At 68.9% G+C, this 24,413-nt stretch carries 25 protein-coding genes; 10 read left to right on the forward strand and 15 right to left on the reverse strand.

Annotation, left to right across the window (positions count from 1 at the left end; all coding sequences use genetic code 11):
• Positions 1 to 213: 213 nt before the first annotated feature.
• The 4 genes from ACFWNN_RS33560 to ACFWNN_RS33575 form a co-directional block, all read right to left on the reverse strand.
• Entirely contained in the window at positions 214 to 489 is a 276-nt protein-coding gene (locus ACFWNN_RS33560) for a DUF397 domain-containing protein (RefSeq protein WP_382443965.1), read from the reverse strand.
• Between the two features lie 139 nt (positions 490 to 628).
• Positions 629 to 1,642 carry a ketol-acid reductoisomerase gene (ilvC, locus tag ACFWNN_RS33565; RefSeq protein WP_382443966.1) on the reverse strand — a complete coding sequence of 338 codons (1,014 nt, stop codon included), beginning with the start codon at positions 1,640 to 1,642 and terminating at the stop codon, positions 629 to 631.
• A 22-nt stretch (positions 1,643 to 1,664) separates the two neighbouring features.
• Positions 1,665 to 2,171 (reverse strand): acetolactate synthase small subunit, encoded by a 507-nt coding sequence (ilvN, locus tag ACFWNN_RS33570; RefSeq protein WP_030467896.1) that lies wholly within the window; start codon positions 2,169 to 2,171, stop codon positions 1,665 to 1,667.
• The gene (locus tag ACFWNN_RS33575) at positions 2,171 to 4,003 is read right to left on the reverse strand and encodes an acetolactate synthase large subunit (protein WP_382443967.1); all 1,833 of its coding nucleotides are present in this window, start codon (positions 4,001 to 4,003) and stop codon (positions 2,171 to 2,173) included. Before ACFWNN_RS33575 ends, ilvN begins: the two co-directional genes overlap by 1 nt.
• Before the next feature lie 230 nt (positions 4,004 to 4,233).
• Between ACFWNN_RS33575 and ACFWNN_RS33580 the strand changes: the two genes are divergently transcribed.
• The 3 genes from ACFWNN_RS33580 (at position 4,234) to ilvD (ending at position 7,027) form a co-directional block, all read left to right on the forward strand.
• Positions 4,234 to 4,683 carry a PH domain-containing protein gene (locus tag ACFWNN_RS33580; RefSeq protein ID WP_382443968.1) on the forward strand — a complete coding sequence of 150 codons (450 nt, stop codon included), beginning with the start codon at positions 4,234 to 4,236 and terminating at the stop codon, positions 4,681 to 4,683.
• Positions 4,680 to 5,105, forward strand: a complete 426-nt coding sequence (locus tag ACFWNN_RS33585; RefSeq protein ID WP_382443969.1) for a vitamin K epoxide reductase family protein — start codon at positions 4,680 to 4,682, stop codon at positions 5,103 to 5,105. Before ACFWNN_RS33580 ends, ACFWNN_RS33585 begins: the two co-directional genes overlap by 4 nt.
• A 77-nt stretch (positions 5,106 to 5,182) precedes the next feature.
• A complete protein-coding gene (gene ilvD / locus ACFWNN_RS33590; RefSeq protein WP_382443970.1) occupies positions 5,183 to 7,027 on the forward strand; it encodes a dihydroxy-acid dehydratase in 1,845 nt (614 codons plus the stop codon).
• Here ilvD and ACFWNN_RS33595 read toward each other — a convergent pair.
• From ACFWNN_RS33595 to ACFWNN_RS33605, 3 genes are all read right to left on the reverse strand, one after another.
• On the reverse strand, positions 7,024 to 7,266 hold the full coding sequence (locus ACFWNN_RS33595; RefSeq protein WP_382443971.1) for a hypothetical protein: 243 nt from the start codon (positions 7,264 to 7,266) through the stop codon (positions 7,024 to 7,026). The two genes, ilvD and ACFWNN_RS33595, sit on opposite strands and share 4 nt — an antisense overlap.
• Before the next feature lie 9 nt (positions 7,267 to 7,275).
• A complete protein-coding gene (locus ACFWNN_RS33600) occupies positions 7,276 to 8,001 on the reverse strand; it encodes a DoxX family protein (RefSeq protein WP_382443972.1) in 726 nt (241 codons plus the stop codon).
• 69 nt (positions 8,002 to 8,070) lie between these two features.
• Entirely contained in the window at positions 8,071 to 9,015 is a 945-nt protein-coding gene (locus ACFWNN_RS33605) for a 2-hydroxyacid dehydrogenase (protein WP_382443973.1), read from the reverse strand.
• Between ACFWNN_RS33605 and ACFWNN_RS33610 the strand changes: the two genes are divergently transcribed.
• The gene (locus ACFWNN_RS33610) at positions 9,014 to 9,916 is read left to right on the forward strand and encodes an alpha/beta fold hydrolase (protein WP_382443974.1); all 903 of its coding nucleotides are present in this window, start codon (positions 9,014 to 9,016) and stop codon (positions 9,914 to 9,916) included. The two genes, ACFWNN_RS33605 and ACFWNN_RS33610, sit on opposite strands and share 2 nt — an antisense overlap.
• Before the next feature lie 10 nt (positions 9,917 to 9,926).
• Positions 9,927 to 11,087: a PQQ-dependent sugar dehydrogenase gene (locus tag ACFWNN_RS33615; RefSeq protein WP_382443975.1), complete on the forward strand. Its 1,161-nt coding sequence runs from the start codon at positions 9,927 to 9,929 to the stop codon at positions 11,085 to 11,087.
• A gap of 3 nt (positions 11,088 to 11,090) precedes the next feature.
• On the opposite strand, the gene ACFWNN_RS33620 is transcribed toward ACFWNN_RS33615, so the two are convergent.
• Positions 11,091 to 12,038 (reverse strand): LysR family transcriptional regulator, encoded by a 948-nt coding sequence (locus tag ACFWNN_RS33620; RefSeq protein ID WP_382443976.1) that lies wholly within the window; start codon positions 12,036 to 12,038, stop codon positions 11,091 to 11,093.
• 146 nt (positions 12,039 to 12,184) lie between these two features.
• On the opposite strand from ACFWNN_RS33620, the gene ACFWNN_RS33625 reads away from it, so the two are divergent.
• From ACFWNN_RS33625 to ACFWNN_RS33635, 3 genes are read left to right on the forward strand one after another with little or no spacing between them, the layout of a single operon-like run.
• A complete protein-coding gene (locus ACFWNN_RS33625; RefSeq protein ID WP_382443977.1) occupies positions 12,185 to 12,709 on the forward strand; it encodes a hypothetical protein in 525 nt (174 codons plus the stop codon).
• A complete protein-coding gene (locus ACFWNN_RS33630) occupies positions 12,706 to 13,074 on the forward strand; it encodes an SgcJ/EcaC family oxidoreductase (protein WP_382443978.1) in 369 nt (122 codons plus the stop codon). The genes ACFWNN_RS33625 and ACFWNN_RS33630 overlap by 4 nt, the downstream gene beginning before the upstream one ends.
• Positions 13,071 to 13,439: a VOC family protein gene (locus ACFWNN_RS33635; RefSeq protein WP_382443979.1), complete on the forward strand. Its 369-nt coding sequence runs from the start codon at positions 13,071 to 13,073 to the stop codon at positions 13,437 to 13,439. Before ACFWNN_RS33630 ends, ACFWNN_RS33635 begins: the two co-directional genes overlap by 4 nt.
• 86 nt (positions 13,440 to 13,525) lie before the next feature.
• Here the strand turns inward: ACFWNN_RS33635 and ACFWNN_RS33640 are convergent, their stop codons facing one another.
• From ACFWNN_RS33640 to gatC, 7 genes are all read right to left on the reverse strand, one after another.
• Positions 13,526 to 16,009: a M14 family zinc carboxypeptidase gene (locus ACFWNN_RS33640; protein ID WP_382443980.1), complete on the reverse strand. Its 2,484-nt coding sequence runs from the start codon at positions 16,007 to 16,009 to the stop codon at positions 13,526 to 13,528.
• A gap of 201 nt (positions 16,010 to 16,210) precedes the next feature.
• Positions 16,211 to 18,784 (reverse strand): CHAT domain-containing protein, encoded by a 2,574-nt coding sequence (locus ACFWNN_RS33645; protein WP_382443981.1) that lies wholly within the window; start codon positions 18,782 to 18,784, stop codon positions 16,211 to 16,213.
• Positions 18,785 to 18,868: 84 nt separating this feature from the next.
• Positions 18,869 to 19,096, reverse strand: a complete 228-nt coding sequence (locus tag ACFWNN_RS33650) for a hypothetical protein (protein WP_382443982.1) — start codon at positions 19,094 to 19,096, stop codon at positions 18,869 to 18,871.
• A 341-nt stretch (positions 19,097 to 19,437) separates the two neighbouring features.
• A complete protein-coding gene (gatB, locus tag ACFWNN_RS33655) occupies positions 19,438 to 20,940 on the reverse strand; it encodes an Asp-tRNA(Asn)/Glu-tRNA(Gln) amidotransferase subunit GatB (RefSeq protein WP_382443983.1) in 1,503 nt (500 codons plus the stop codon).
• Positions 20,937 to 21,134: a hypothetical protein gene (locus tag ACFWNN_RS33660; protein ID WP_382443984.1), complete on the reverse strand. Its 198-nt coding sequence runs from the start codon at positions 21,132 to 21,134 to the stop codon at positions 20,937 to 20,939. Before ACFWNN_RS33660 ends, gatB begins: the two co-directional genes overlap by 4 nt.
• A complete protein-coding gene (gene gatA / locus ACFWNN_RS33665) occupies positions 21,131 to 22,615 on the reverse strand; it encodes an Asp-tRNA(Asn)/Glu-tRNA(Gln) amidotransferase subunit GatA (RefSeq protein ID WP_382443985.1) in 1,485 nt (494 codons plus the stop codon). Before gatA ends, ACFWNN_RS33660 begins: the two co-directional genes overlap by 4 nt.
• A complete protein-coding gene (gene gatC, locus ACFWNN_RS33670; protein WP_189154510.1) occupies positions 22,612 to 22,911 on the reverse strand; it encodes an Asp-tRNA(Asn)/Glu-tRNA(Gln) amidotransferase subunit GatC in 300 nt (99 codons plus the stop codon). Before gatC ends, gatA begins: the two co-directional genes overlap by 4 nt.
• A gap of 230 nt (positions 22,912 to 23,141) precedes the next feature.
• On the opposite strand from gatC, the gene ACFWNN_RS33675 reads away from it, so the two are divergent.
• A complete protein-coding gene (locus ACFWNN_RS33675; RefSeq protein WP_285647013.1) occupies positions 23,142 to 23,795 on the forward strand; it encodes an ACT domain-containing protein in 654 nt (217 codons plus the stop codon).
• Between the two features lie 30 nt (positions 23,796 to 23,825).
• Positions 23,826 to 24,413, forward strand: a complete 588-nt coding sequence (locus tag ACFWNN_RS33680; RefSeq protein WP_382443986.1) for a hypothetical protein — start codon at positions 23,826 to 23,828, stop codon at positions 24,411 to 24,413.

The following is a 24,413-nucleotide window of genomic DNA, read 5'->3' on the forward strand; positions in this document are numbered from 1 at the left end:
AGTCAAGCCCCAATCGCCTTGAGCGGTGGAACCGGCTCTGTGGCGGGCATCAGCCCGTTCGGGCTCGCCTTCGGCATCGCGTGCCAGGCCTCGTAGGTGGTTGGCCTGCGTTGACGGCTGCCGGTTGCGAGCGCGCGCCTGGCTTGCGTAGGTGGTCGCCTTGCGTTGACGACTGCGGTTGCGTTGACCGCTGCGGTTCGGTGGCGACCGCGGTTACTTCTCCTGATCCCACGGCTCGTCGAACTCGCCGTCCTTCGCGCCCAGGACGAAGGCGTCCCACTCGGCCATGGTGAACGTGAGGACCGGTTCGAGCTGCTTGGAGTTGCGCATGGCGACGTAGGTGGCGCCGTCGGTGTGTTCGACGAACGCGATCTCTACGTGGCCGTCCTCCGGTTCGGGCTCCGGCGGGCGCTTCCACTCGGCGTTGCGCAGGTCCAGCTTGCCGCGGACGTGGGCCTTGTCGTCGTAGATCGGCGCGCTGTCACTCATGCGGAAGAAGTTAGCGGAAGGCCCGTGGGGCGTCACACGCGCTCCACGGGCCTCCCTTGAGGAAAGTCCTCGGTGACCTGGCGACACCGGTCGCGGCAGGTCTGGTGAGAGGGCGCTAGGCCATCTCGGTGAGAAAGCGTCAGGCCGTCTCGGTGATGGGACGGTCTACCCAGGACATCATGTCGCGGAGCTTCTTGCCGGTGACCTCGATCGGGTGGTTCTCACCCTCCTGCTGGAGCTTCTTGTAGTTCGCGCGGCCGTTGTCGTCCTCGGCCACCCACTCGTTGGCGAAGGTGCCGTCCTGGATCTCGGCCAGGATCTTCTTCATCTCTTCCTTCACCGACGCGGTGACGACGCGCGGGCCGCGGGTCAGGTCACCGAACTCGGCCGTGTCGGAGATCGAGTAGCGCATGCGGGCGATGCCGCCCTCGTACATGAGGTCGACGATCAGCTTGAGCTCGTGCAGGCACTCGAAGTACGCGACCTCGGGGGCGTAGCCCGCCTCGGTGAGGACCTCGAAGCCCGCCTGGACGAGAGCCGACGCGCCACCGCACAGGACGGCCTGCTCGCCGAAGAGGTCGGTCTCGGTCTCTTCCTTGAACGTCGTCTTGATGACGCCGGCGCGCGTGCCGCCGATGCCCTTGGCGTAGGAGAGCGCGAGGGCCTGGGCGTTGCCCGAGGCGTCCTGCTCGACGGCGATGAGCGCCGGGACGCCCTTGCCGTCGACGAACTGGCGGCGGACCAGGTGGCCCGGGCCCTTCGGGGCGACCATGGCGACGTCCACACCGGACGGTGCGGTGATGAGGCCGTAGCGGATGTTGAAGCCGTGGCCGAAGAAGATCGCGTCGCCCTCGTTGAGGTTGGCGGCGATCTCGTTGGCGTAGATGTGGCGCTGCGCGGTGTCCGGCGCCAGGATCATGATCACGTCGGCCCACGCGGAGACCTCAGCCGGCGTGCCGACCTCCAGGCCCTCTTCCTCGGCCTTGGCGCGGGACTTGGAGCCCTCCTGCAGGCCGATGCGGACCTCGACGCCCGAGTCGCGCAGCGACAGCGCGTGGGCGTGACCCTGGCTGCCGTACCCGATCACGGCCACCTTGCGGCCCTGGATGACGCTCAGGTCGGCATCGTCGTCGTAGAAGATCTCAACGCTCACTGTATTTCCCTCTGTCTGGTTTCTAACGAACCGCGGTGGCGGTGATGGAACGAGCGCCACGGCCGATGGCGACCATGCCGGACTGGACGATCTCGCGAAGCCCGTAGGGCTCCAGCATGCGCAACAACGCGTCGAGCTTCTCAGAAGTGCCCGTTGCCTCGATCGTGACTGCCTCGGGCGAGACGTCGACGACCTTCGCGCGGAAGAGCTGCACGGTTTCGAGGACCTGCGACCGCACCGTCGCGTCCGCACGAACCTTAATCAACACCAGTTGCCGCTGAACGGAGGCCGTCGGCTCCAGCTCCACGATCTTGATGACGTTGATGAGCTTGTTGAGCTGCTTGGTCACCTGCTCCAGGGGCAGCTCGTCGACCGACACCACGATCGTCATGCGCGAGATGTCGGGGTACTCGGTGCGGCCGACCGCGAGCGACTCGATGTTGAAGCCGCGGCGGGAGAACAGGCCGGCGACGCGTGCGAGCACACCGGGCTTGTCCTCGACCAAAACGCTCAGCGTGTGCCTGGTCATCAGATGTCCTCGTCGAACAGGGGGCGGATGCCGCGGGCGGCCATGATCTCGGAGTTGCCGGTGCCCGCCGCGACCATGGGCCACACCTGGGCGTCCTTGCCGACGACGAAGTCGACGACGACGGGACGGTCGTTGATCTCCAACGCCTTCTGGATCACCTCGTCCACCTCCGCCTGCGACTCGGCGCGGAGACCGACGCACCCGAGTGCCTCCGCCAGGAGCTTGAAGTCTGGGATGCGGTGCTTGTGCGTCCCCAGATCCGTGTTGGAGTACCGCTCGCCGTAGAACAGCGTCTGCCACTGGCGGACCATGCCCAGGTTGCCGTTGTTGATCACGGCGATCTTCACCGGCAGGCCCTCGATGGCGCAGGTGGCGAGCTCCTGGTTGGTCATCTGGAAGCAGCCGTCGCCGTCGATGGCCCACACCGTGCGGTCCGGCTCGCCCGCCTTGATGCCCATCGCGGCCGGAACCGCGAAGCCCATCGTGCCGAGGCCGCCGGAGTTGATCCACGTGCGCGGGTGCTCGTACTTGACGAACTGCGCCGCCCACATCTGGTGCTGGCCGACGCCCGCGGTGTAGATCGTGTCCGAAGGGGACAGTGCGCCGATCCGTTCGATCACGAACTGGGGCGACAGCGTGCCGTCCTCCGGCCAGTCGTAGCCCAGCGGGAACGTCTCGCGCAGCGACTTCAGCGTCTCCCACCACGGCGAGAGGTCGACGGCCTTCGCGGTCTCGCGCTCGGTGCGCACGGCGTCGATCAGCTCGGTGATGATCTCCTTGCAGTCGCCCACGATCGGGACGTCCGCGCGGCGGTTCTTGGAGATCTCGGCCGGGTCGATGTCGGCGTGGATGATCTGCGCGTCCGGGGCGAACGAGCCGAGCTGGCCCGTGACGCGGTCGTCGAACCGGGCGCCGAGGGCGACCAGCAGGTCCGACTTCTGCATCGCCGCGACGGCCGCGACGGTGCCGTGCATGCCGGGCATGCCCAGGTGCTGGTCGTGCGAGTCGGGGAACGCGCCGCGCGCCATCAGCGTCGTGACGACCGGGATGCCGGTGTCCTCGGCCAGGCGCAGCAGCTCCGCGTGGGCGTCGGCCTTGATGACGCCGCCGCCGACGTAGAGAACGGGCTTGCGGGCGGCCACGATCAGCTTGGCGGCTTCACGCACCTGCTTGCCGTGCGGCCGGGTCGTCGGCCGGTAACCGGGCAGGCGCATCTCGGGCGGCCACGAGAAGCTGGTCTGCTCCTGCAGCACGTCCTTGGGGATGTCGACGAGGACCGGGCCGGGTCGGCCGGTCGCCGCGATGTGGAACGCCTCCGCGATCGCCCGCGGGATCTCCGCGGCGTCGGTCACGAGGACGTTGTGCTTGGTGATCGGCATCGTGATGCCGCAGATGTCCGCCTCCTGGAAGGCGTCCGTGCCGATCAGCGGCCGCGACTGCTGGCCGGTGATCGCGACGACGGGCACGGAGTCCATGTTCGCGTCCGCGAGCGGGGTGACGAGGTTCGTCGCGCCCGGCCCCGAGGTCGCCATGCAGACCCCGACCTTGCCGGTGGCCTGCGCGTATCCGGTCGCCGCGTGTCCTGCGCCCTGCTCGTGGCGGACGAGGATGTGCCGGACCTTCGTGGAGTCCAGGAGCGGGTCGTACGCGGGAAGGATCGTCCCGCCGGGAATGCCGAAGACCACTTCGCAGCCGACCGCCTCGAGCGACCGGACGAGCGACTGAGCACCGGTTACACGAATCGGTGCGCCCGTCGGCGGGGCCGGTTTGGGCCGCGGACCTGGACGTGGCGACGTGGGCTCGGGAGCCTGTCGCGATGGTGCGCTGGTCATCATTGCCTCGTGGGTTTCGGGGTCCGGACACGAAAAAACCCTCGACAACCCGAAGTTGGGTCGTGCGAGGGTCGCGCGTCGACGCAGGCTGTTCGGCTCAGGCGTCGACGCGCCTGAGAAGTACGAGAACGAGCGTGCGCTGCATGTCCCGGACGTTATCGCCTCTGACAAGAGGGCGTCAACTCTGCGAGATGGAATTCCCGGATCGTGGACGTGGAACAATCGTCCGAGTGAAGAAGCTGGTCTTTCGCATCCCGGCAACGGCCCTGCTCGCGGCGGGTCTGATCGCCATCTGCGTGACTCCTGTGGCGTGGGCCATCCCCGGGCTGCAGGCGTTGTACGTGCTCCCGCTCGGCTACGCCTACTGGGTGCTCCGCAACCGCACGACGGTCACCGAGGAGGAGATCGTGGCGCGCGGCGCGTTCGGCACCACGACCCTCAAGTGGACGGACGTGAAGTACATCCGCCTCGTCCAGAAGGGGTGGCTGCGCGCGGTCCGGCAGGACGCCACGGAGGTGACGCTGCCCGCGGTGCGGTTCATGCACCTGCCGGCTTTGCACGTGGTGAGCGGCGGTCTCGTGCCGGACCCGACGGTCCAGGAGGAGCCCGCTGAGGCCGAGGAGCCCGCGGTCGAGCCTGCCGAGGAGAAGACCGAGGAAGTCGTAGAGTCGGAGAAGTGATCCGACGAGTTCCGCTGCTGAGCCTGCTGCTGTCCATCGCGGGCCTGCTGACCTCGGCTTACCTGACGTACACGCACTTCAACGCGAGCGCGCTGCTGTGCTCGGCCGACGCGGTCGTCGACTGCGAGACGGTCACCACGAGCGACCAGTCGGAGTTGCTGGGCGTCCCCGTCGCGTTCCTCGGACTGGCGTTCTTCGCCTTCCTGACCGTGATCTGCCTCCCGTTCGCGTGGCGGATCGACGCGCTGAAGTGGGTGCGCCTCGGGGCGGTCGGCGTGGGTGTCCTGATGGTGGTCTACCTGGTCGCGGCGGAGTTCCTCATCATCGGCAAGATCTGCCTGTGGTGCACCGCCGTGCACGTGATCACGCTCGCACTGGCCTATCTGCTGGTCGCGGCGAGTCTGCGCACGAGTAGCCTTTGAGGCACCGCTCCCAGACTTGGTGACGCCTCACCCGGCCGTCCCGCGCGCACTTTTCTTGAACTGAATCTGGAGGAGCAGTGCCTCAGCTCCGCTCTCGCACCACCACGCACGGTCGCAACGCCGCCGGAGCCCGCGCCCTCTGGCGCGCCACCGGCATGACGGACAGCGACTTCGGCAAGCCCATCATCGCGATCGCCAACTCCTACACGCAGTTCGTGCCCGGTCACGTGCACCTGCGCGATCTCGGCGACATCGTGGCCGACGCCGTGCGAGAAGCGGGTGGCGTGCCGCGCGAGTTCCACACCATCGCGGTCGACGACGGCATCGCCATGGGCCACAGCGGGATGCTCTACTCGCTGCCCAGCCGCGAGATCATCGCCGACTCCGTCGAGTACATGGTCAACGCGCACCAGGCCGACGCGATCGTCTGCATCTCGAACTGCGACAAGATCACGCCCGGCATGCTCAACGCGGCCATGCGCCTCAACATCCCCGTCGTGTTCGTGTCCGGCGGCCCGATGGAGGCCGGCAAGGCCGTCGTCGTCGAGGGCGTCGCCGTCGCGCCGACGGACCTGATCACCGCGATCTCCGCGTCCGCCTCCCCCGCCGTGAGCGAGGACGGGCTCTCCGAGGTCGAGCGCTCCGCGTGCCCGACCTGCGGTTCGTGCTCCGGCATGTTCACCGCGAACTCCATGAACTGCCTGACGGAGGCCTTGGGTCTCTCGCTGCCGGGCAACGGCTCGACGCTGGCCACGCACGCCGCGCGCCGCGAGCTGTTCTCCGAGGCCGGCCGCGTCGTCGTGGAGCTGTGCAAGCGCTGGTACGGCGAGGACGACGAGTCGGCGCTGCCGCGGTCGATCGCGAACCGCAAGGCGTTCGAGAACGCGATGGCGCTCGACATGGCCATGGGCGGCTCGACGAACACCGTGCTGCACATCCTCGCCGCCGCGCAGGAGGGCGAGATCGACTTCACGCTGCAGGACATCGACGACCTGTCCCGCCGCGTGCCGTGCCTGTCCAAGGTGTCGCCGAACAGCGACTACCACATGGAGGACGTGCACCGGGCCGGTGGAATCCCCGCGCTGCTCGGTGAGCTCTACCGCGGCGGCCTGCTGAACGACGACGTCACGTCGGTGCACACGCCGACGCTGGCCGAGTGGCTCGGCAAGTGGGACATCCGTGCTTCGGAGCCCTCAGCGGAGGCCTTGGAGCTCTTCCACGCGGCTCCCGGTGGCGTGCGGACGACGCAGGCGTTCTCGACGTCGAACCGCTGGTCCTCTTTGGACACCGACGCCGCGGGTGGCTGCATCCGCGACGTCGAGCACGCCTACACCAAGGACGGCGGCCTGGCCGTGCTGCGCGGCAACCTGGCCGAGCGCGGCGCGATCATCAAGTCCGCCGGCATCGACGAGGAGCTGTGGCACTTCGAGGGCCCGGCGCGCGTCGTCGAGTCCCAGGAGCAGGCCGTCTCGGCGATCCTGAACAAGGAGATCCAGGCGGGCGAGGTCCTGGTCGTGCGGTACGAGGGCCCGTCCGGCGGCCCCGGCATGCAGGAGATGCTGCACCCCACGGCGTTCCTCAAGGGCTCGGGCCTCGGCAAGAAGTGCGCGCTGATCACGGACGGCCGGTTCTCCGGCGGTTCGTCGGGCCTGTCGATCGGCCACATCTCGCCGGAGGCGGCGGGCGGCGGCACGATCGGCCTGGTCCAGACGGGCGACCGGATCCTGATCGACGTCCACGAGCGCAGGCTCGAACTGCTGGTGGAGGCCGACGTGCTGGCCGAGCGCCGCGCCAAGATGGAGGCCTCCGAACGGCCGTGGCAGCCGGTGGACCGGATCCGTCCGGTGACGGCGGCGCTGCGGGCGTACGCGCGGATGGCGACCGACGCGTCGACCGGCGCCGTGCGCAACCCGGATCTCTAAAGCACGAACGCGAGCGCCACGCAGATCCCGAACACGAGCCAGCCCGTCAGCGGACCGCTGACGGGCTGCTCCGTTTTCTTGACCATGACGCCGCTGATGACGAGGCCTGCCAGGAGACCGAGCGGCGGTAGCAGGGACTTCGCGGTCAGACCGAACGGCAACGACACCAGGTAGACGATCGGGAACCCGATCACCAGCAGGGCCAGCTGGAGCGCCGCTCCCGTCACGTTCTTCCGCATCCGGGTGTTCTACCGGAAGACGAAGAAGGTGACCGCCGCGCCACCCGCGCCGATCACGAGCGCGATGAACCCGGCCGCCAGCGGATGCCGGAACCAGCTGCGGTTGTAGTCGAGCGCCGCACGCCCGGGCCCGGCGAACAACGCCGTGAACGCCATGCCCGCCAGCGCGAGCTCCAGCTCCACGCCGTTGGGGCCGAAGAAGCCGCCCTTGTACTTGAGCGCGATGACGTTGGCCATCACCGCGAGCAGGCCCGCCGCCGCGAGCGGGGTGAACAGGCCGAGCACGATCAGGCCGCCGCCGGCCAGCTCCGTGACGCCGGTGACCCAGGCCAGCACGGTCGGCTCGCGGTAGCCCATCTTCTCCAGCGACTGCGCGAAGCCGTTGATGCCGGGCCCGCCGAAGAGCCCGAACACCTTCTGCAGGCCGTGCAGCAGGAAGATGCCGCCGAGCACCGCGCGCAGCCCGAGCAGGCCGAGGTCGGGTCCGGCCGTCCAGCCGAACTTCTTGCGGTCGTCCGCGAACAGGTCGTCGTCCCGGTCGTCCACAGTGGACACGTCGAGCGGCGTGTAGCCCGTCGTGTCGAACGACTTGGTCGTCGAGTCGTACGGCGACGTGACGTCCGACCCGGCTCTGATGGTGCCGTCGTCGAAGTGGTGCACTCCACCGCCGCCCGAGTAGAACGAGTCGTCGGAGAACGCGCTCGAACCCGCCGAGCCTTTGTCGTGAGTAGCCACGCCCGCACGCTAGGGGGCCACGTGCGGGCGCGCCAGAGCCGAACGGCAGCCCAATTTCACCCAGTTGGCCTAGTACGTCCCCTGCACCAGATTGCGTGGTTCCTCACCGGCGGCGAACCGCGCGATCTCCGCGCGGACGATGGCGTACGCCCGGTGCCCGCTGCCCGTGCACGACCCGGCCACGTGCGGGGTCAGGAACAGCCCCGGCGCCGTCCACAGTGGATGATCGGCGGGCAACGGCTCCGGGTCGGTCACGTCGAGGGCCGCGCGCAGCCGTCCCGAGTTCAGCTCCGCCAGCAACGCGTCGGTGTCGACGACCGGCCCGCGCGCGCCGTTGACCAGGATCGCGCCGTCCTTCATCGCGGCGAGGAACTTGGCGTCGACGAGGTGCCGGGTCTCCTCCGTCATCGGCGTGAAGATCACCACGACGTCGAACTCGGGCAGCAGGTCCGGCAATTCGTCCTGACCGTGCACACCTTCACGCGCGGTGCGGCCGACCAGCGTGGCCGAGGCGTCGAACGGTTCGAGGCGCCTGCGCAGCTGCTCCCCCAGGTCACCGGCGCCGACGATGAGCACCTTCTTGTCCTGCAAGGTGTCCGTGCCGTGGTAGTCCCAGCGGCGTTCGACGCGCGCCTGCTCGAAGACGAAGAAGTCTCGATAAATGGCTAGGAGAGCGCCGATGGCCCACTCCGCCGTGCTGCCCCCGTGGGCACCGCGGGCAGTGGAGAGCATCACACCGTCGGGCACCTTGCCGATGAAGTTCTCCGCGCCGGCGCTGAGCAGCTGCACGAGCTTGAGGTTCGGCAGCTGCCCGAACACCTCGCGCGGGTCGGTGCCGGAGAGGAACCTCGGGATCAGGACCTCGGCGTTCAGGCCCTCGGCGGGCAACGGCTCCCCCGGCACGTAACGAACCGTCCGGACACCGTCCACCTGAGACAGCGCTTGAACTCCGAAATCATCTGGCACGAGCACGGTGAGCGTCACGTGGTCAACGTACGTCAGAATGTCTGCCATGCGGGAGCACGACATCATCGCGTGGGACGGCACGAAGATCCGAACGTGGCAGGCACCGGGCGAGGGCACACCGGTGCTGCTCTGCCCCGGCGTGGGCTCAGGCCCCGAGTCGTGGCCGTCGCTGACCGATCGCCCCGGCCTCGTCAGCTGGTACATGCGCGGCACCATGGGCTCCGACCGGCCCGTCGACGAGCGCAACATCTCGCTCGACGACCACGTCCAGGACGCCCTCGCCGTGCTGGACGACGCGGGCATCGAGCGGTGCGTCGTGGTGGGCTGGTCGATGGGCGTGACGATCGCGGCCGAGCTGGCGTTGCGTCATCCGGAACGCGTGGCGGGCCTGCTGCTCGTCGCGGGCGCGCCGGGCGACTCGTTCGACGCCATGCTGCCGTTGGTCCCCAAGAACGTGCGCAGGCTCGTCGGGCTCACGGGCACGAAGCTGTTGCAGCAGGCCGGTCCGGTGCTGGACCAGGTGCTGCACCGCGTCCCGGTGACGGACGCGACGACGTTCCTGTTGCGGCACAGCGGGGTGATCAAGCCGTCAAGCGACCCGAAGGCCGTCACGCACGCCGTGAGCCGGTTCCTGCAGCACGACTGGCGCTGGTACTTCACGCTGGCGCTCGCGCTCGGGGAGACGCCGCGGCAGGACCTGTCCCCGATCGTGTGCCCGGTCACACTGCTGGCCGGGCGGGACGACCTGCTGGCGACGACGGAGAGCATGTCCGGGCCCGTCGGCGCGTTGCCGCAGGCACGGCTGCGGGTGCTGCCCTGCAGCCACTACCTGCCGCTCGAAGCGCCCGAGGTGGTGGCAGACGAGCTCGACCTGCTGGAGGGCCGGGTGCGCTCGGTCGACTTCGCCACTTCGGAGGCGTTCACTTCGGGTTCACGGTCGCACACCTAACCTGGGTCACGTGGTTCGTTCCGTTGCGTTGCTGACCGCCGTCTGCCTGCTGGCAGCCGGCTGCGCGAGCTTCCCCGATGAGCCGGCGCCGACGCAGTGGAGCGCGCAACCGCAGCTGACCCCGCAGGCGGGGCCGAAGCCGGAGCTGCCGGGCGAGTACCGCCCGTCGCCCGGTGACCCCGGCCGCAACCCTCCGCCGCAGAGCGTGCCGCCGCCGCAGGGCTGCAAGGACTACCACCCGGCCGTCGTGGCCACGTGCCTCGACACCGTCACCGGCGTCGCCCCGATCGGCGCGGACGCCCAGGGCGGGGTCGCCGCGTACGCGACCGAACGCGGTGGGCGCCTGATCAAGGTGGCCAAGGACGTCGACCCCGTCGTGGTGGCGCAGCTGGAGGTCGACACGTCGACCGACGGCGGCCTGACCGGGCTCGCGCTGTCGGCGACGTTCGCCGAGGACCAGCTCGCGTACGTCTACGTGACGACCGCGACGGACAACCGGGTGCTGCGCATCGCCCCCGGTGACACGCCCAAGCCGATCCTCACCGGCATCCCGAAGGGCCCGTCGGGCAACCGCGGCGTGCTGGCGAGCGACCGCAAGGGCGCGATCCTCGTCGCGACCGGGGACGCCGGGAACCCGGCGCTCGCCGCCGACCCGAACTCGCTCGCGGGCAAGGTGCTGCGCATCGACGGCTCCGGCCAGCCCGCGCAGGGCAACCCGACAGCCGGCACCGCCGTGGTGTCGTCCGGCCTGCGCCTACCCGGTGGGCTGTGCGTCTCGGCCGACACCTCGAAGATCTGGGTGACGGACTGGGCCGCGTCCGCCGACGTCGTCTACCGCGTCGTGCCGGGCAAGCTCGGCGACGCCGCGTGGTCGTGGCCGGAGCGGCCGGGCGTGATGGGCTGCTCGTCCTACACCGACCAGCTGTCGGTGAACACGGCCAAGTCGCCCGGCTACCAGTCGTTGTCGATGAACGCCGCCGGGTCGTTCACGGGCAAGCCCGAGATCGCGATGGCCGAGGACGGGTTCGGCCTGCTCGGGCCGGCGGAGATGCTGAACGAGTCGGCGTCGCTGGTCGGCACGGTGAACAAGGCCGGGGGCAAGCCGGTGTCGTCGGACGACCGGGTCGTGATCATCGTGCGCCCGAACAACGGCGGCGGCACCAAGGACTGAGGTCTAAGGGCTGAGCGCGAACTCGGCTCCTCCCGCGTGCCACCAGCGCGCGTAGACGTCGCTCTCCTCGACCAGCCGCAGGTAGCCGGCGGCGACCTGCTCGCACAGGTCGTCGACCTCCTCGGCGACCGGGGCGTCCGTGCGCCAGGCCAGCACGACCTCGCGCACCAGCGGGTTGCCGGTGATCGGCAGGCGCGCGACGCCGGGCGGGGTGCCGCCGACCGGGTAGAGCGGGCAGACCGCGCCGGACTCCCTGATCAACGTCAGCGCGACGTGCGCCTCGCTGCTGAAGTGCGCGATCCGCTGCTCGAAGCCCGCCGCCGCGCACTCGCGGGCGAAGTGGGCGTTCATGCCGCTGTCGTCGGGCTCGGGCATGACCCACTTGTCGTCGGCGAGGGCCGCGAGCCCGATCTCGCTCGAGTGGGCGTGCGGGTGGTGGTCCGGCACGCCGGCGAACAACGGTTCGCGGGTGAGCAACCGGTGTCCGACGTTCGGCGGAAGGGCGAGCGGAGTACCGGGAAATCGACGCATCACCGCGATGTCGAGTTCGCCGGTCGTGAGCAACGCGGTGAGCGTGCCGGTCTCCTTGATGGTGCGACTCGTGACGTTGTCCTTTAACGCGCCGACCAGTAGTCCGAAGTGATAGGCGGGGATTCCCGCGAGCCTGGTGGGAGCGTTGTCGGATTGTGCGTTACGGCGCGTTACGCGTTCCAGGGAGACGAGCTGGGTGAGCATCGAGCGCGCTTCCTGGACGAAGTCCTGACCGGTCGGGGTGAGCCTGACGCCGTCCGCCGCGCGCAGGAAGAGGGCGCCTCCCAGGTGGTCCTCGATGCGTTTGAGCTGCGTCGTCACGGCAGGCTGGGTGAGGTGCAGCCGGGCGGCGGCCTTGCGCAGGCTGCCGCAGTCGGCGATCGCCACGACCAGTTCGAGGTGCCGCACTTCCAGACGCATGCGACTGATGTTATCGCTCAATGTAATAGGGTAAAAACCCTTCGCGATCTGTCGTGAGACAGCGCGGTCTCGATACGTTCGGTCACGTGATGGAATTGGCCGAGCGCCCGACGCGCACCGACGCGGTGCTGTTTTCGGATCGGGCAGTGAAAACGTTTCTGGAGGCCGCGTCCGCCGAATACTCGTTCATCACCGAGGACGAGCCGAGACCGTGTTTCGCGGTGCTGCTCGGCCGCTCCGAGGGTGCTGAGGCCGTGGTCACGGAGGTGGCGTTCGGCCGCAACGCGCGCCTGACGGATCCGTCGGCGCGCGAGGAGTTCTCGTCGACGATCGTGCCGCGGTTCGGGACGGCGTACGAGAACCCGGTGCGGGCGTGGTGGCTCGACCCCGCCGACCTGCTGACGATCACGCGGGCGGCGGACGCGCGGGACCTGGACGTGCTCGGGTCGATCCACCTGCACCCGGACTGGCACCGGCTCGGGCCCGAGTGCGAGCGGAACCGGCCGTTGAGCGACAGCCCGACGCCGATGGACGAGCACATGTTCCGCAACAGCGGATGGCCCGTGAACGTCGTCTGCTACCTCGAACGCCGTCACGGCGGCCTCTACTACTCGCTCGCCGCGTGGGACGCCCAGTGCCTGCGCCTGCCGTTGAGGACGAACCACTCATGACCGAAGAGATCTACGCGCTGTGGCGGCGCATGGAGCAGGGCTGGGCCGACGGTGACGCGCTGGCGTTCGCGTCGGTGTTCGCGTCGGACGTCGACTTCGTGAACGTCCGCGGTGAGGAACTGTTCGGGCGGCAGGCGGTGTCCGCCGGGCACGCCGCGCTGTTCGCGGGGCCGTACCGCGACACCAAGCTGAGTGCCGAGATCAGCCTGGTCAGGCCGTTGACCTCGGAGATCTCGGTCGTGCACGTCACGTCCTCCATCGCCCCGGCGGGCATCACCACCCACGCGCAGGCCGTCGTCGTGCGGCGCGCGGACGGGTGGGAGATCGCCGCGTTCCACAACATGGTCCCGAAGGGAAAGTCATGAGCAGGCCCCGGTTGCGGCACATCGCGTTCGTCGTGCAGGACGCGAAGGAGATGGCCGACTTCTACACCTCGAAGTTCGGCATGTCGTTGTTCCACACGGATCCCGACGGCAGCCACTTCGTCACCGACGGGTACATCAACCTGGCGTTGATCCAGCAGCGGCTGGACGGGGACGTGCCGACCGGGTTCAACCACTTCGGGTTCCAGGTGGAGTCGGTCGAGCCGTACCTGGAGACGCTGGAGCCGCGTCCGGCGCTGCGGGGTGGCGACCGACCGTTCGCCGAGTACCGGGCGATCGATCCCGAGGGCAACTGGTTCGACCTGTCGGCGCACGGTTTTCTGCCGCCTGGGGCCGCTGAGGTTTAGGCCTGGGTGACGCTGGGCACCCAGGTGCGGGGTATGTGCAAGAAGGGCGGGGATGGCGTCGGGGCCTCCCCGCCCTTCGCTTTGCCCTAGCGGGTGCTGCTCCAGAACAGAGCGCGCGCTACCTGCGCGTACAGGCCCTTCGGGTGGTTGCGGAACATCGGTTCCGTGCCGAAGAGGACCACTCGTGCGCCGTTCGTCGCCGTGCCGGAAACGACCGCGGCCTGACCTGCTGCCGCGTCCTGGCCGCCGGTGCCGTTGTCTCGTGCGTGCCAGTGGCCCGCAGCGATCACCGTGCTGCCGTAGCGCTGTTCGACCGTCACGCCCGTGCCGAGGTTCGTGAACCACTGCGGGGAGTAGACGAACGAGTGCGGCAGCGCGTTGGCGCCGATCGGACCGTTGCCGTTGACGACGTTCACCACGCCGTTGGCGTCCTCCCAGCCGGCCGTCGCCGTCGCCTGGAGGAGCTTGGCGTCGGCGTTGAACCTGCTGCCCGTGGCGCCGCGCGTGACGACACCGCCGCGCTTGAGGAAGTCGTCCAGCGCGGCCTTGGCGGTGGCGTTGAGGCCCGCGTAGCTCAGGCCGGAACCCACGTACAGCGCGTCGATCCGCGACCAGTCGAAGCCCGCGTTCAGCACGGCCGTGGAGATCGTGCGGACGTCGAACCCGGACTCCCGCAGCACCTGCAGCTCGTCGGCGCTGACGGCGGCCGCGATCGTCTTGCGCTGCAGGGGTTGTCCGCCGGGCTTGGCGGTCGCGAAGCGCACGCCGTAGCGGTCGGCGACCTCCTTGGCGGCAGACCTGTCCCTGCCGGGGACGACGACCGTGCCGTCGTCCTGGCGGCGGAGTTCGAGGCCTCGTCCGAGGAGGTCGTTGACCGCGCTGACGTCCTTCTGGTCGGTGAGGGTGATGGCGAGGTCGGCGCCCGGTGCGGCGCTGACGTCACCGGTCGGCGCGGCGGCCGTGACGGGCTTCCCGTCGAAGCGGAACTGGCCGCTCTTGACCACGTCGACCGAGGCGCCCCACAGCAGCCGGTGGCTCCAGCCGGAGATGTCGTACATGACCGGCGCCTTGTCGGAGATGTCCGCGCCCTGCTCCAGCATGACGTTCGCGAGACCGCGCTTGGGCTGGTGCATGTCCACGACGTACGACCCGGCGGCGTACTTCTTGCCGTTGAGGGTGAACGGCTTCTCCGCCCGTTCGACGCGCACGTCGTGCCGGACCAGCTGGTCCACGAGCCGTGCGGTGGCCGCGGCGGACCGGTCGTTCGTGATCACGTAGGCGCGCGGGAACTCCGTGACGAAGCGGTCCTCCGGTCCGAATCCCGGGACGAAACCGTCCGGGATGTACCGCTGCTTCTCGCCGTTCGCACCGCGCCGGAACATCTCGGTCTGGTTGGCGATGAGGCTCTTCCGGTTGTCGTCCACGTAGTCGAGCGTCGTCTTGATGGTGGCCTCGACGACGTCCGTGTTGATCTTCGACCGGCGCTGGAGCTCCTGCGCGGGCAGGGCGTCGTAGTCGGCGCGGTTGACGCGCATCGGGATCTCGATCGTGTACGACACGGCGCCGTGGTACATCGAGTACTGGGCGGTGTAGATGGGCGCCCAGCCGTCCCACTCGCCGACGGGGTAGTCGCGGAACGGGATCTCCGGCTTCGCGGCCTCGGGGTGGCCGAGCGCCTGCACGGCCTTCTCCATCTGGAGGCCGTTCTCGTAGCCGTGCTTGATGTACAGGTCGAAGTCGTAGTTCTGGCCGTGCGGCGGCGTGGTGGGCTCGATGAGCGTGTTCGCCACGTATCCGTGCTCGTCGAGCATCATCAACGGCTGGGTGCGTTCCACGATCTCCTGCATGGCCCGGTTCTCGGGCTGGGAGCTCGTGACGAAGTCGCGGTTGAGGTCGAACCCGGCGTTGTTGGCGCGCGTGCCGGCGACCCTGCCGTCCGGGTTGGCCGTGAGGTTGAAGTAGATCCTGCTGCGCTGCAACAGGTTCTTCGTCTCCCTGTCGTTGCTCGTGGCGAGGTGCTCGATGACGCGCAACGCGCCGTCCGTGCCCTCCCACTCGTCACCGTGGATGTTGTTGTTGATCCAGATCGGCGCCTTGTAGAGGCTGTCCGGAATCTTGCGACCCTCTTCGACATTGGCCCGGAACAACTCCTGGAGCCGGGTCTCGGCCGGGCTCTCCGGCGCCGTGAGGGTGACGAGGTACAGGTCGCGGCCGAGCGTCGACTGCCCGACGACCTCCACCGACACCCTGTTGCTCTTCTGCTGCAACGCGTTCAGCTTCGGCGCGAGCGCGTGGTACGGCTGAAGTCCGAGCTTGATCGACTTGTCGGCCGCGTTCTCCGGATACGTCCTGAGCGCCGTCTTCCGCGGATACCCCAGGTATCTGTCGGGCCTGTTCTCCCCCTGTGCCGCCTGGACGCTCAGGAAAGCGCTGTCCAAGGTGGCGACTTCGTTGCGCTCGGGCCCGTTGCCAGGCTCTCGATCTGAACCGGACGGTTGCGCCGTTGCTGTCGTCGGCGCCGCCACCACCGCGGCGGCCGCCAAGATCACGGCGAGCAGAGTTCGTCGCATACGGACTTTTCTCGCACAACGGCCCGCGCATCGACTAGAGCCGATAGGCGGGCCGTTGCATCCCCTCGGTCACTCCCGAGAGTGGCACAGACTCTCCAGGTCAGGCGAGAAAAGTTCACCAACCACAGGGCACACCTGGCGTTCTTCCCACCACTGACCAGCGCGTTCAGTTCGCCGAACGCTCTTTACCACCCGAACGGCCTAGCCAGACCCCAGACAGAGAAACGGCCGCCGGAACGGATCCTTGGCCATCGCCTCGGCCAGCGCCACAGCCGGCGCCGCCCCGGCCACCAACGCCCGGTGGTAGTCCGCCATGGCCGCCGCACTGGCCTCGTCCCCGACCTTGCTGGCGGCCGCCACCACCGTCCGAGTCCCCCCGGCCAACATGGCCCCGGCAAACCCCAGAGCCTCGTCACCAGGCCGAATCCGGTTCAACGCCAACGAACAGGCAGCCAGCACGACATGGGCGGGCGGCGTCTTCAACCGCCCCAACTCGTGCGCGAACAACGGCCCGTCGTCCAACTCGAGCCGCGAGAACAACGCGTTCTCGTTCTCGTGCTCCCCATGAGCCGCAACGTGCACAAGATCAGCGCCGTCCAGATGCGCCAGCACCTCGGCCGCGGTCGCGTCCTCCCCGGACAACACGGTGGCCCGCCGGTGGTGAGCCGCCAGCCGATCCAACTCGCCGTCCGCGAACTGCAAACTGGGCCCCCGAACCAACAACACCTTGTCGGTCTTCGGCTTCCCGGGCTGGGCGGCCGCGAGCCACGCGGTCGCGGACGGCGCCGTGGCGACAGGCCTGCCGTGCAGGCTCGGCAGAACACCCCAGGGCACCGCGTACAGCGACCCGGTCGGCACCACGACCAGCTCCCGTTCGCCGATGAAAGCCTTGAGCGGCTTGATCAGCAACGAGTCGAGCACGTCCGCCTGCTTGCGCGCGGACGCGCCGATGACCTGCACCAACGGCGGCGGCAGGTGATCAGGCGCAAGCGCGTTGAGATCGAAGTGGAGCTTGCGCGCGCTCTCCAGCACCTCGGAGGCGTCACCCAGCCGCACCATGCGAACCTGACCGCCCGCGATCACCAGGGCCACCATCTCGCCGGACGCGGCGACGAAGCTGACCATCGCCCGGTCGCCCAGCCCGGCCACGATCTCGGTGAGCCCTGCCATCGGCCGCGGGCGGCCCCAGCGCTGGGCGTTCCAGCCCAGCCTGTTCGCTTCGCGCTGCGCCTTCGACAACTTCCCGCGCAGCTCCGCGGTCGGCCTGCCGTCGAGGCCCGCGCGCATCAGGTCACGACCCAGCCCGCGCACCTCGATGATCCGCTCGGCCAGTTCGGCGTTCTCCACGCTCTCCAGCGGTTCGTACCGGTAGGTCTGCGCACGTGTGCGTTCCAGCCAGACGAACAGCTGCCTGGCGTCGTTGTTCTCCAGCGCCAGGCGGATGGCCAGCTCTCCCAGCTCACGCCCGTGCACCGCGGTGGCCGACACCAGTTCGAGCCCGCCGAGCTGGTCGCGAACCTGCCCCAGCTCCTCCAACCCCTTGCGGGCGTGCAACAAAGCCGCGCGACGGTTGCCCTTGGCCAGGCCGAGTTCCGCGAGCACCAGCCTGCGCTGCATGCGGTGGTCGATCGGAGTGACCGCGCGCGGACCTGGCAGCTGCCGCAGCAGTTCCTCTCCCGCGCCGAGCCGTCGCCGGCGGATCTCCAGCCGGGCCGCGAGCAGCTTCGCCAGCCGGGCCTCGTCGAGGAGGTGGTTCGCCTCCAGGTGGCCCGAAACGGTGAGGGCCTTCTGCACCAACGCGTTCGTCACTCGCTTGGCCTGCATGGCGTGCGCCCACAGTTCGATCAGGGCGGCCATCATCCACCAGGTGCTGCCGCGCTTCTCCAGCTTGCGCATCGAGGCCTTGGCCATCCGGCGGGCGAGGTCGAACTGCTCGTCCAGCAGCGCCGCCGACGCGCGGAACATCTCGACCTCGGCGACACCCTGCTTGAGCTTCTCCCTGCGCATCACCGGCAACGCCTCGTCGAGGTGCACGCCGGCCTCGTCGAACAGCCCGATCATGATGAGCGCTTCGGCCTGGTCCAGTTGAACACCCGAGAGCAGCGAGTACGACTCCTTCGCTCGGAAGAGGCGCTCCGCCTCTTCGTAGCGACGCAGGGCTTCGGCGAGATCACCGCTCTGCTTGTAGGTGTTGGCCAGCGCGTAGATCGCGTACGGGTACAGGTCGTCGAGACCGTGCTCGCGGGAGAGTTCGAGGGTGCGCTCGAGATCGACCACCGCCTGATCCGTGCGACGGATCGCGGCGTTCGCGAATGCCCTGGCGATCAAGGAAGAAGCGAGCCGTTGCGCGAGCTCGATGTCGATCCGCTCCGGCTCGTCGCGCATCAGCGCTTCGGCGTAGTCGATGAACGGGCCGTACCAGGCGACCGCCTTCTCCGGCTGCCCTCGGCGCATGATCAGAACGCCCTGGCTGTAGTCGATGCTGCCCGACAGCTGCGCCGACATCCACGGATCGGTGATGCGGGAGACATCGCGCCGTGCCTCGTCGAAGAGTTCGACGGCGGCGTCCATCCCGCTGGCCTCGCCGACGCATCGGCCGAGGTTGTAGAGGATCCGCACCCGCAGCTCAGTCCGTTGGGGACTGTCGGGTGCACGGTCGGCGTGCACGAGCGCACGTTTGAGGAGCCGAATCGCGGAGGGGACCCGGTACTGGCCCTGCTCCGCCGATCCCTTCAGGTACAACTCGCGCGCTGTGTTCAAGGCACGAGCGGGCATGTGATCATCACACCACATGCCCCCGAATGGCGCTGTCCTCCAACCAGGCGCTGCGGCCGGCCGAAGGACAGCGCACAGCGTGACCTAGCTGAGGACTTCCTGCTTCGAGGCGTTGTCCGGGTGGTTCGGGCAGTCCTTGTCGTGCTCGACCGGACCCTCGGTCAGCAGCTTCGGGTCGCCGATCAACGGGTGCCCGGGAGGCATGCCGCAGCACTGCGGAGTCAGCGGCGGGTCTTCCGGCTCCGGGGCCTTCTCCTTGCGGTCGTCGTCCCCGTCCAACATGTCCTTGAACTTGTCGACGATGTTTGACAACAAACCTTCGTGCTGGCCACTCATGAGGTTTCCCCCCTCGTTTGGACTATTACTTCTCATCCCCCCAGATGAGTTGCAGGGAGAGACTCGCACACACGGCTACACACATACGTCTCATTTAGCTAACGTCCACTCGTACAGCCTAAGATCACCAACGCTCACCTGCACTAACAGGTGACCCTTTGTGATTTTTATGGCGAATGTGTATCTGGGTGCGGCCCGCGTGCACGAAGGCCACCCACTTGCCATTCCCGCGGTTGCCGAACCTGGCTTGAAGGTTCTGGAGACGGCGAAAGGGGCGTGCCCGGGAGTTTTCCCGGACACGCCCCTTTCGATGTGCCTCAGGAGCAGCGGGCGAGCACGATCTCGCGCACTCGTGCGGCGTCCGCCTGGCCCTTGGTGGCCTTCATGACCGCGCCCACGATGGCGCCGGCCGCCTGCACCTTGCCGTCGCGGATCTTCTGCGCGACGTCCGGCTGGGCGGCGAGGGCCTCGTCGACGGCCTTTTCGAGGGCCGAGTCGTCCGAGACGACCTTGAGGCCGCGCTTCTCCACGACCTCGTCCGGCGTGCCTTCGCCTTCGAGGACGCCGTTGACGGCCTCGCGGGCGAGCTTGTTGGTCAGGGCGCCGGAGTTCACCAGCTCGATGACCCTGGCGACCGCGGCCGGCGTGATCGCGAGGCCGGACAGCTCGACGCCGCGGGTGTTGGCCTGCTGCGCGAGGTACGACACCCACCAGGAGCGGGCCTCGTCCGGCTTGGCGCCGGCGACGACCGTGGCCTCGATGAGGTCGAGGGCGCCCGCGTTGACGAGGTCGCGGAGGACCTCGTCGGTGAGGTTCCAGTCCTTCTGGATGCGCGCGCGGCGTTCCCAGGGGAGCTCGGGCAACGTCAGGCGCAGCTCCTCGACCCACTCGCGCGACGGCGCGATCGGGACCAGGTCGGGCTCCGGGAAGTACCGGTAGTCCTCCGCCGTCTCCTTCTTGCGGCCCGCGGACGTGGAGCCCGAGGACTCGTCGAAGTGACGGGTCTCCTGGGTGACCTCGCCGCCCGACTCCAGCACCGCGGCCTGGCGCGTCATCTCGAAGCGGACGGCGCGTTCGACGCTGCGCAGCGAGTTGACGTTCTTGGTCTCCGTGCGGGTGCCGAGGGCACCGGTGGTCTTCGGCGACAGGGAGACGTTGGCGTCGCAGCGCAGCGAGCCCTGGTCCATGCGGACGTCGGACACGTCGAGCGCCTTCAGCAGGTCGCGCAACGCCGTGACGTACGCACGAGCGACCTCGGGCGCGCGTTCCTTGGTGCCCGGGATCATCTTCGTGACGATCTCGATCAGCGGCACGCCGGCGCGGTTGTAGTCGAGCAACGAGTGCTCGGCGCCGTGGATTCGACCGGTGGCACCGCCGACGTGCAGCGACTTGCCGGTGTCCTCCTCCATGTGCGCGCGCTCGATCTCGACGCGGATGACCTCGCCGTCGTCCAGCGTCACGTCGAGCCAGCCGTTGAACGCGATCGGCTCGTCGTACTGCGACGTCTGGAAGTTCTTCGGCATGTCCGGGTAGAAGTAGTTCTTCCGCGCGAACCGGCACCACTCGGCGATCTCGCAGTTCAGCGCGAGGCCGATGCGGATCGCGGACTCGATGGCCTTGGCGTTCACCACCGGCAGCGCGCCCGGCAGGCCGAGGCACGTCGGGCAGGTGTGCGTGTTCGGCTCGCCGCCGAACTCGTTGGCACAGCCGCAGAACATCTTCGTGTTGGTGTGCAGCTCGACGTGCACTTCCAGGCCCAGGACGGGGTCGTACTTCTCGACGACCTCGTCGTAGTCCATCAGCTCAACCAGGGAGGTCATGCCAAGTCGTCCTTCCGCAGAGCACGAACGGCCAGCGCCGCACCGGTGAGCGCCACCACGATGCTGGCGATCGCGTTCGCCAGTGCCAGCTTGTCGTTCTTCGCACGGGCGTTGCGGAACCCGGAGAACGCTCCCGCGGCTCCCGCTACCGCACCGGCGAGGCCGAGGATTCCCCGTGCCTTCTTGATGTTCACAGCGACGGCCCTCCGAACGAGCCGCGCGCGGCCTCGTAGGCGGCGGCCACCCGGTACATGCGGTGGTCCTGCAGGGCCGGGGCCATGATCTGCAGGCCGACCGGCAGACCGTCCTCATCGGACAGACCGCTCGGCACGCTCATGGCCGGGGTGCCCGCGAGGTTCGCCGGGATGGTGCAGAGGTCGGCCTTGTACATGGCCATCGGGTCGTTCGCGCGCTCGCCGATCTTGAACGCCGTGGTCGGCGTGGTCGGGGAGATGAGCACGTCGAACTTCTCGAACGCCTTCGCGAAGTCCTGCGTGATCAGCGTGCGGACCTTCTGGGCCGAGCCGTAGTACGCGTCGTAGTAGCCGGACGACAGCGCGTACGTGCCGATCATGATGCGGCGCTTGACCTCCGGGCCGAAGCCGGCCTCGCGGGTCAGCGACATGACCTCCTCGGTGCTGCGCGTGCCGTCGTCGCCAACGCGCAGGCCGTAGCGCATGGCGTCGAACCGGGCGAGGTTCGACGAGCACTCGCTCGGCGCGATGAGGTAGTACGCGGGCAGCGCGTAGTCGAAGCTCGGGCACGACACGTCCGCGATCTCCGCGCCGAGCTCCTTGAGCTGCGACACGGCGGCTTCGAAGCTGCGCGCCACGCCCTGCTGGTAGCCCTCACCGCTGAACTGCGTGACGACACCGATGCGCAGGCCGGACAGGTCGCCGTTCAGGCCCTCGCGGGCAGCGGCGACGACCGGGGGCACGGGCGTGTTGATGGACGTGGAGTCCATGTGGTCGTAGCCCGCGATGACCTCGTGCAGCAGCGCGGCGTCGAGCACCGTGCGGGCACACGGACCGGCCTGGTCCAACGACGACGAGAACGCAACGAGGCCGTAACGCGACACGCCACCGTAGGTCGGCTTCACGCCGACGGTGCCGGTGACCGCGCCGGGCTGGCGGATCGAGCCACCGGTGTCGGTGCCGATCGCGAGCGGGGCCTGCAGCGCCGCGAGCGCGGCGGACGAGCCACCGCCGGAGCCACCGGGGATCCGGTCGAGGTCCCACGGGTTGTGCGTGGGGCCGTACGCCGAGTTCTCGGTGGACGAACCCATGGCGAACTCGTCCATGTTCGTCTTGCCGAGGATGACGACGCCGGCTTCCTTGAGCTTGCGCGTCACCGTCGCGTCGTACGGCGGCAGCCAGCCTTCGAGGATCTTGGAACCGACCGTCGTGGGCACGCCCTCGGTCGTCATGACGTCCTTGAGCGCCAACGGCACACCGGCGAGCGGGGACACCTGCTCGCCTGCCTTGACGGCCTCGTCGACCTTGCGGGCCTGCGCGAGCGCGCCCTCGGTGTCGACGTGCAGGAAGGCGTGGACCTTCCCGTCGGTCTCGGCGATGCGGTCCAGGTGGGCCTGCGTGACCTCGACGGACGAGACCTCGCCGCTGTGGATCTTCGCGGCGAGCTCGGCCGCGGTGGCGTGGATCAGGTCGTTGGTCATGCTTCCTCACCCAGGATGCGGGGCACGCGGAACCGGCCGTCCTCGGCCTCAGGAGCGCCGGAGAGCGCCTGCTGCTGACCGAGGCTCGGACGGACCACGTCCTCGCGGAAGACGTTGGTCAGCGGAACGGCGTGCGACGTCGGCGGGATGTCGGCCGTGGCGATGTCGCCAACGGAAGCCACCGACTGGAGGATCACGTCGAGCTGGCCGGCGAACAAGTCGAGCTCGTCCTCGGACACAGCCAGCCTGGCGAGCTTCGCCAGGTGCGCGACCTCGTCGCGGGAGATGCTGGGCACTCCTGTCAACCCCCGTAGGGTCGGGATTCGAATCGGGAACCCCGTGAGTCTATGGGCTGGTCAGGCGCGCCTTCGAACGGGTTACCGCCTCTACTGTTGAGCGGCACGTCAACTTAACCGGTTCGCAACGCGGACAGCAGGTCATGCGTTGACGATGCGTCTGCGAGAATCACCGACCGGCAACGGCGCGAGACGCGGGGTCTCGCGCACGAGCTATGGAGGCGTTCACCTTGTCGTTCCTGATCCGGGTCCAGCTCCCGGACCGTCCCGGCACCCTCGGCGCGGTCGCAACGGCTTTGGGCGAGATCGGGGCCGACATACTCAGCGTGGACGTGGTGGAACGCGGTTCCGGCCTCGCCATCGACGACCTCGTGGTGGAGCTCCCCTCCGGCCGTCTGCCCGACACGCTGATCACCGCGGCCGAGTCCGTCGACGGCGTGGAGGTCGACGCCGTCCGCCCGTACGCGGGCATCCTCGACACCCACCGCGAGCTCGAGCTCGTCGAGGAGGTCGCCGACGCGCCGCACAAGGGCCTGGGCATCTTCACCGAGGGCGTCCCGAAGATCATCCGCGCGGGCTGGGCCGTCGTCGTCGGCCCCGAGGGCACCGGCATCAACCGCCTGACCGCGTCGTCCGCGGCCCCGGAGACCCGCATGGCCGACGTGCCGTGGTTCCCGCTGGAGCGCGCGACCGTGCTCGACGGCGAGGAGGAGTGGGTCCCGGAGACCTGGCGCGAGCTGGGCACCGAACTCGCCGCCACGCCGCTCGGCAAGCCGGACAGGGTGCTCGTCGTGGGCCGTCCCGGCGGCCCGATGTTCCGCGCGGCCGAGGTGGCCCGGCTGGCGCACCTCGCGGGCATCGTCGCGGTCGTCCTCCCCGACTAGCCCGGCACTCCGCCGAGGGAAGGGACATCGATGTCCCGCGACTTCTTCGTGGACCGCGCCGGAACCTGGTACGGCAAGATCTGGAACGCCTCGCACGGCGTCTACTCCTGGGTGCTGGAGCGGATCGCCGAGCACACCACGAACCCCGCTGTCGCCGAAGTGCTCCGCGAGCACGCCGACCACAGCATGTTCAGCCTCACCTGGTACCCCGAGGAGTACGCCGCGGAGATCGTGCGGGTGATTCTGGGGCCGTTGCGCGACGACCTCGCGGGAGAGACCGAGTACGTGCGGAGCCTCGTCCTGGAGCTGGTCGCGATGGCGGAGGGCTGGGCCGACGCGACCGACGTGTTCCCCGTGTTCCTGCCGTGGCGGTTCACCCGCGAGGAGAACGGTGAGACGGTGCGCTACCGCTCGACGGAGGAGCCGGTGCGAGACGTCGTCTTCGGCGGCGTGCGGGACGCCGACCTCCCCGGGGAGGTGACGAACCTGGAGATCAGTCCGGCGCCGGGCGGGTACGAGGTGCGCTCCGTGCGGTTCCAGGCCGTGGTGACCGCGGCGAGCCTCCACGTCCTGGGTGATCCGTACAGAGGCCCGTTGGAGCACCGCCCGGCAGGGTGA

The organism is Lentzea sp. NPDC058450 (genome assembly GCF_042721395.1).
Taxonomy (GTDB): Bacteria; Actinomycetota; Actinomycetes; order Mycobacteriales; family Pseudonocardiaceae; genus Lentzea.

Bases quoted from the DNA above. Each gene is read 5' to 3' on its own strand.
- gatA (WP_382443985.1), bottom strand. From the start codon at position 22,615: ATGACCAACGACCTGATCCACGCCACCGCGGCCGAGCTCGCCGCGAAG.
- ACFWNN_RS33630 (WP_382443978.1), top strand. From the start codon at position 12,706: ATGACCGAAGAGATCTACGCGCTGTGGCGGCGCATGGAGCAGGGCTGG.
- ACFWNN_RS33610 (WP_382443974.1), top strand. From the start codon at position 9,014: ATGCGGGAGCACGACATCATCGCGTGGGACGGCACGAAGATCCGAACG.
- ACFWNN_RS33560 (WP_382443965.1), bottom strand. From the start codon at position 489: ATGAGTGACAGCGCGCCGATCTACGACGACAAGGCCCACGTCCGCGGC.
- ACFWNN_RS33645 (WP_382443981.1), bottom strand. From the start codon at position 18,784: ATGCCCGCTCGTGCCTTGAACACAGCGCGCGAGTTGTACCTGAAGGGA.
- ACFWNN_RS33605 (WP_382443973.1), bottom strand. From the start codon at position 9,015: ATGGCAGACATTCTGACGTACGTTGACCACGTGACGCTCACCGTGCTC.
- ACFWNN_RS33640 (WP_382443980.1), bottom strand. From the start codon at position 16,009: ATGCGACGAACTCTGCTCGCCGTGATCTTGGCGGCCGCCGCGGTGGTG.
- ACFWNN_RS33635 (WP_382443979.1), top strand. From the start codon at position 13,071: ATGAGCAGGCCCCGGTTGCGGCACATCGCGTTCGTCGTGCAGGACGCG.
- ACFWNN_RS33575 (WP_382443967.1), bottom strand. From the start codon at position 4,003: ATGACCAGCGCACCATCGCGACAGGCTCCCGAGCCCACGTCGCCACGT.
- ACFWNN_RS33680 (WP_382443986.1), top strand. From the start codon at position 23,826: ATGTCCCGCGACTTCTTCGTGGACCGCGCCGGAACCTGGTACGGCAAG.
- ACFWNN_RS33595 (WP_382443971.1), bottom strand. From the start codon at position 7,266: ATGCGGAAGAACGTGACGGGAGCGGCGCTCCAGCTGGCCCTGCTGGTG.
- ACFWNN_RS33620 (WP_382443976.1), bottom strand. From the start codon at position 12,038: ATGCGTCTGGAAGTGCGGCACCTCGAACTGGTCGTGGCGATCGCCGAC.
- ilvN (WP_030467896.1), bottom strand. From the start codon at position 2,171: ATGACCAGGCACACGCTGAGCGTTTTGGTCGAGGACAAGCCCGGTGTG.
- gatB (WP_382443983.1), bottom strand. From the start codon at position 20,940: ATGACCTCCCTGGTTGAGCTGATGGACTACGACGAGGTCGTCGAGAAG.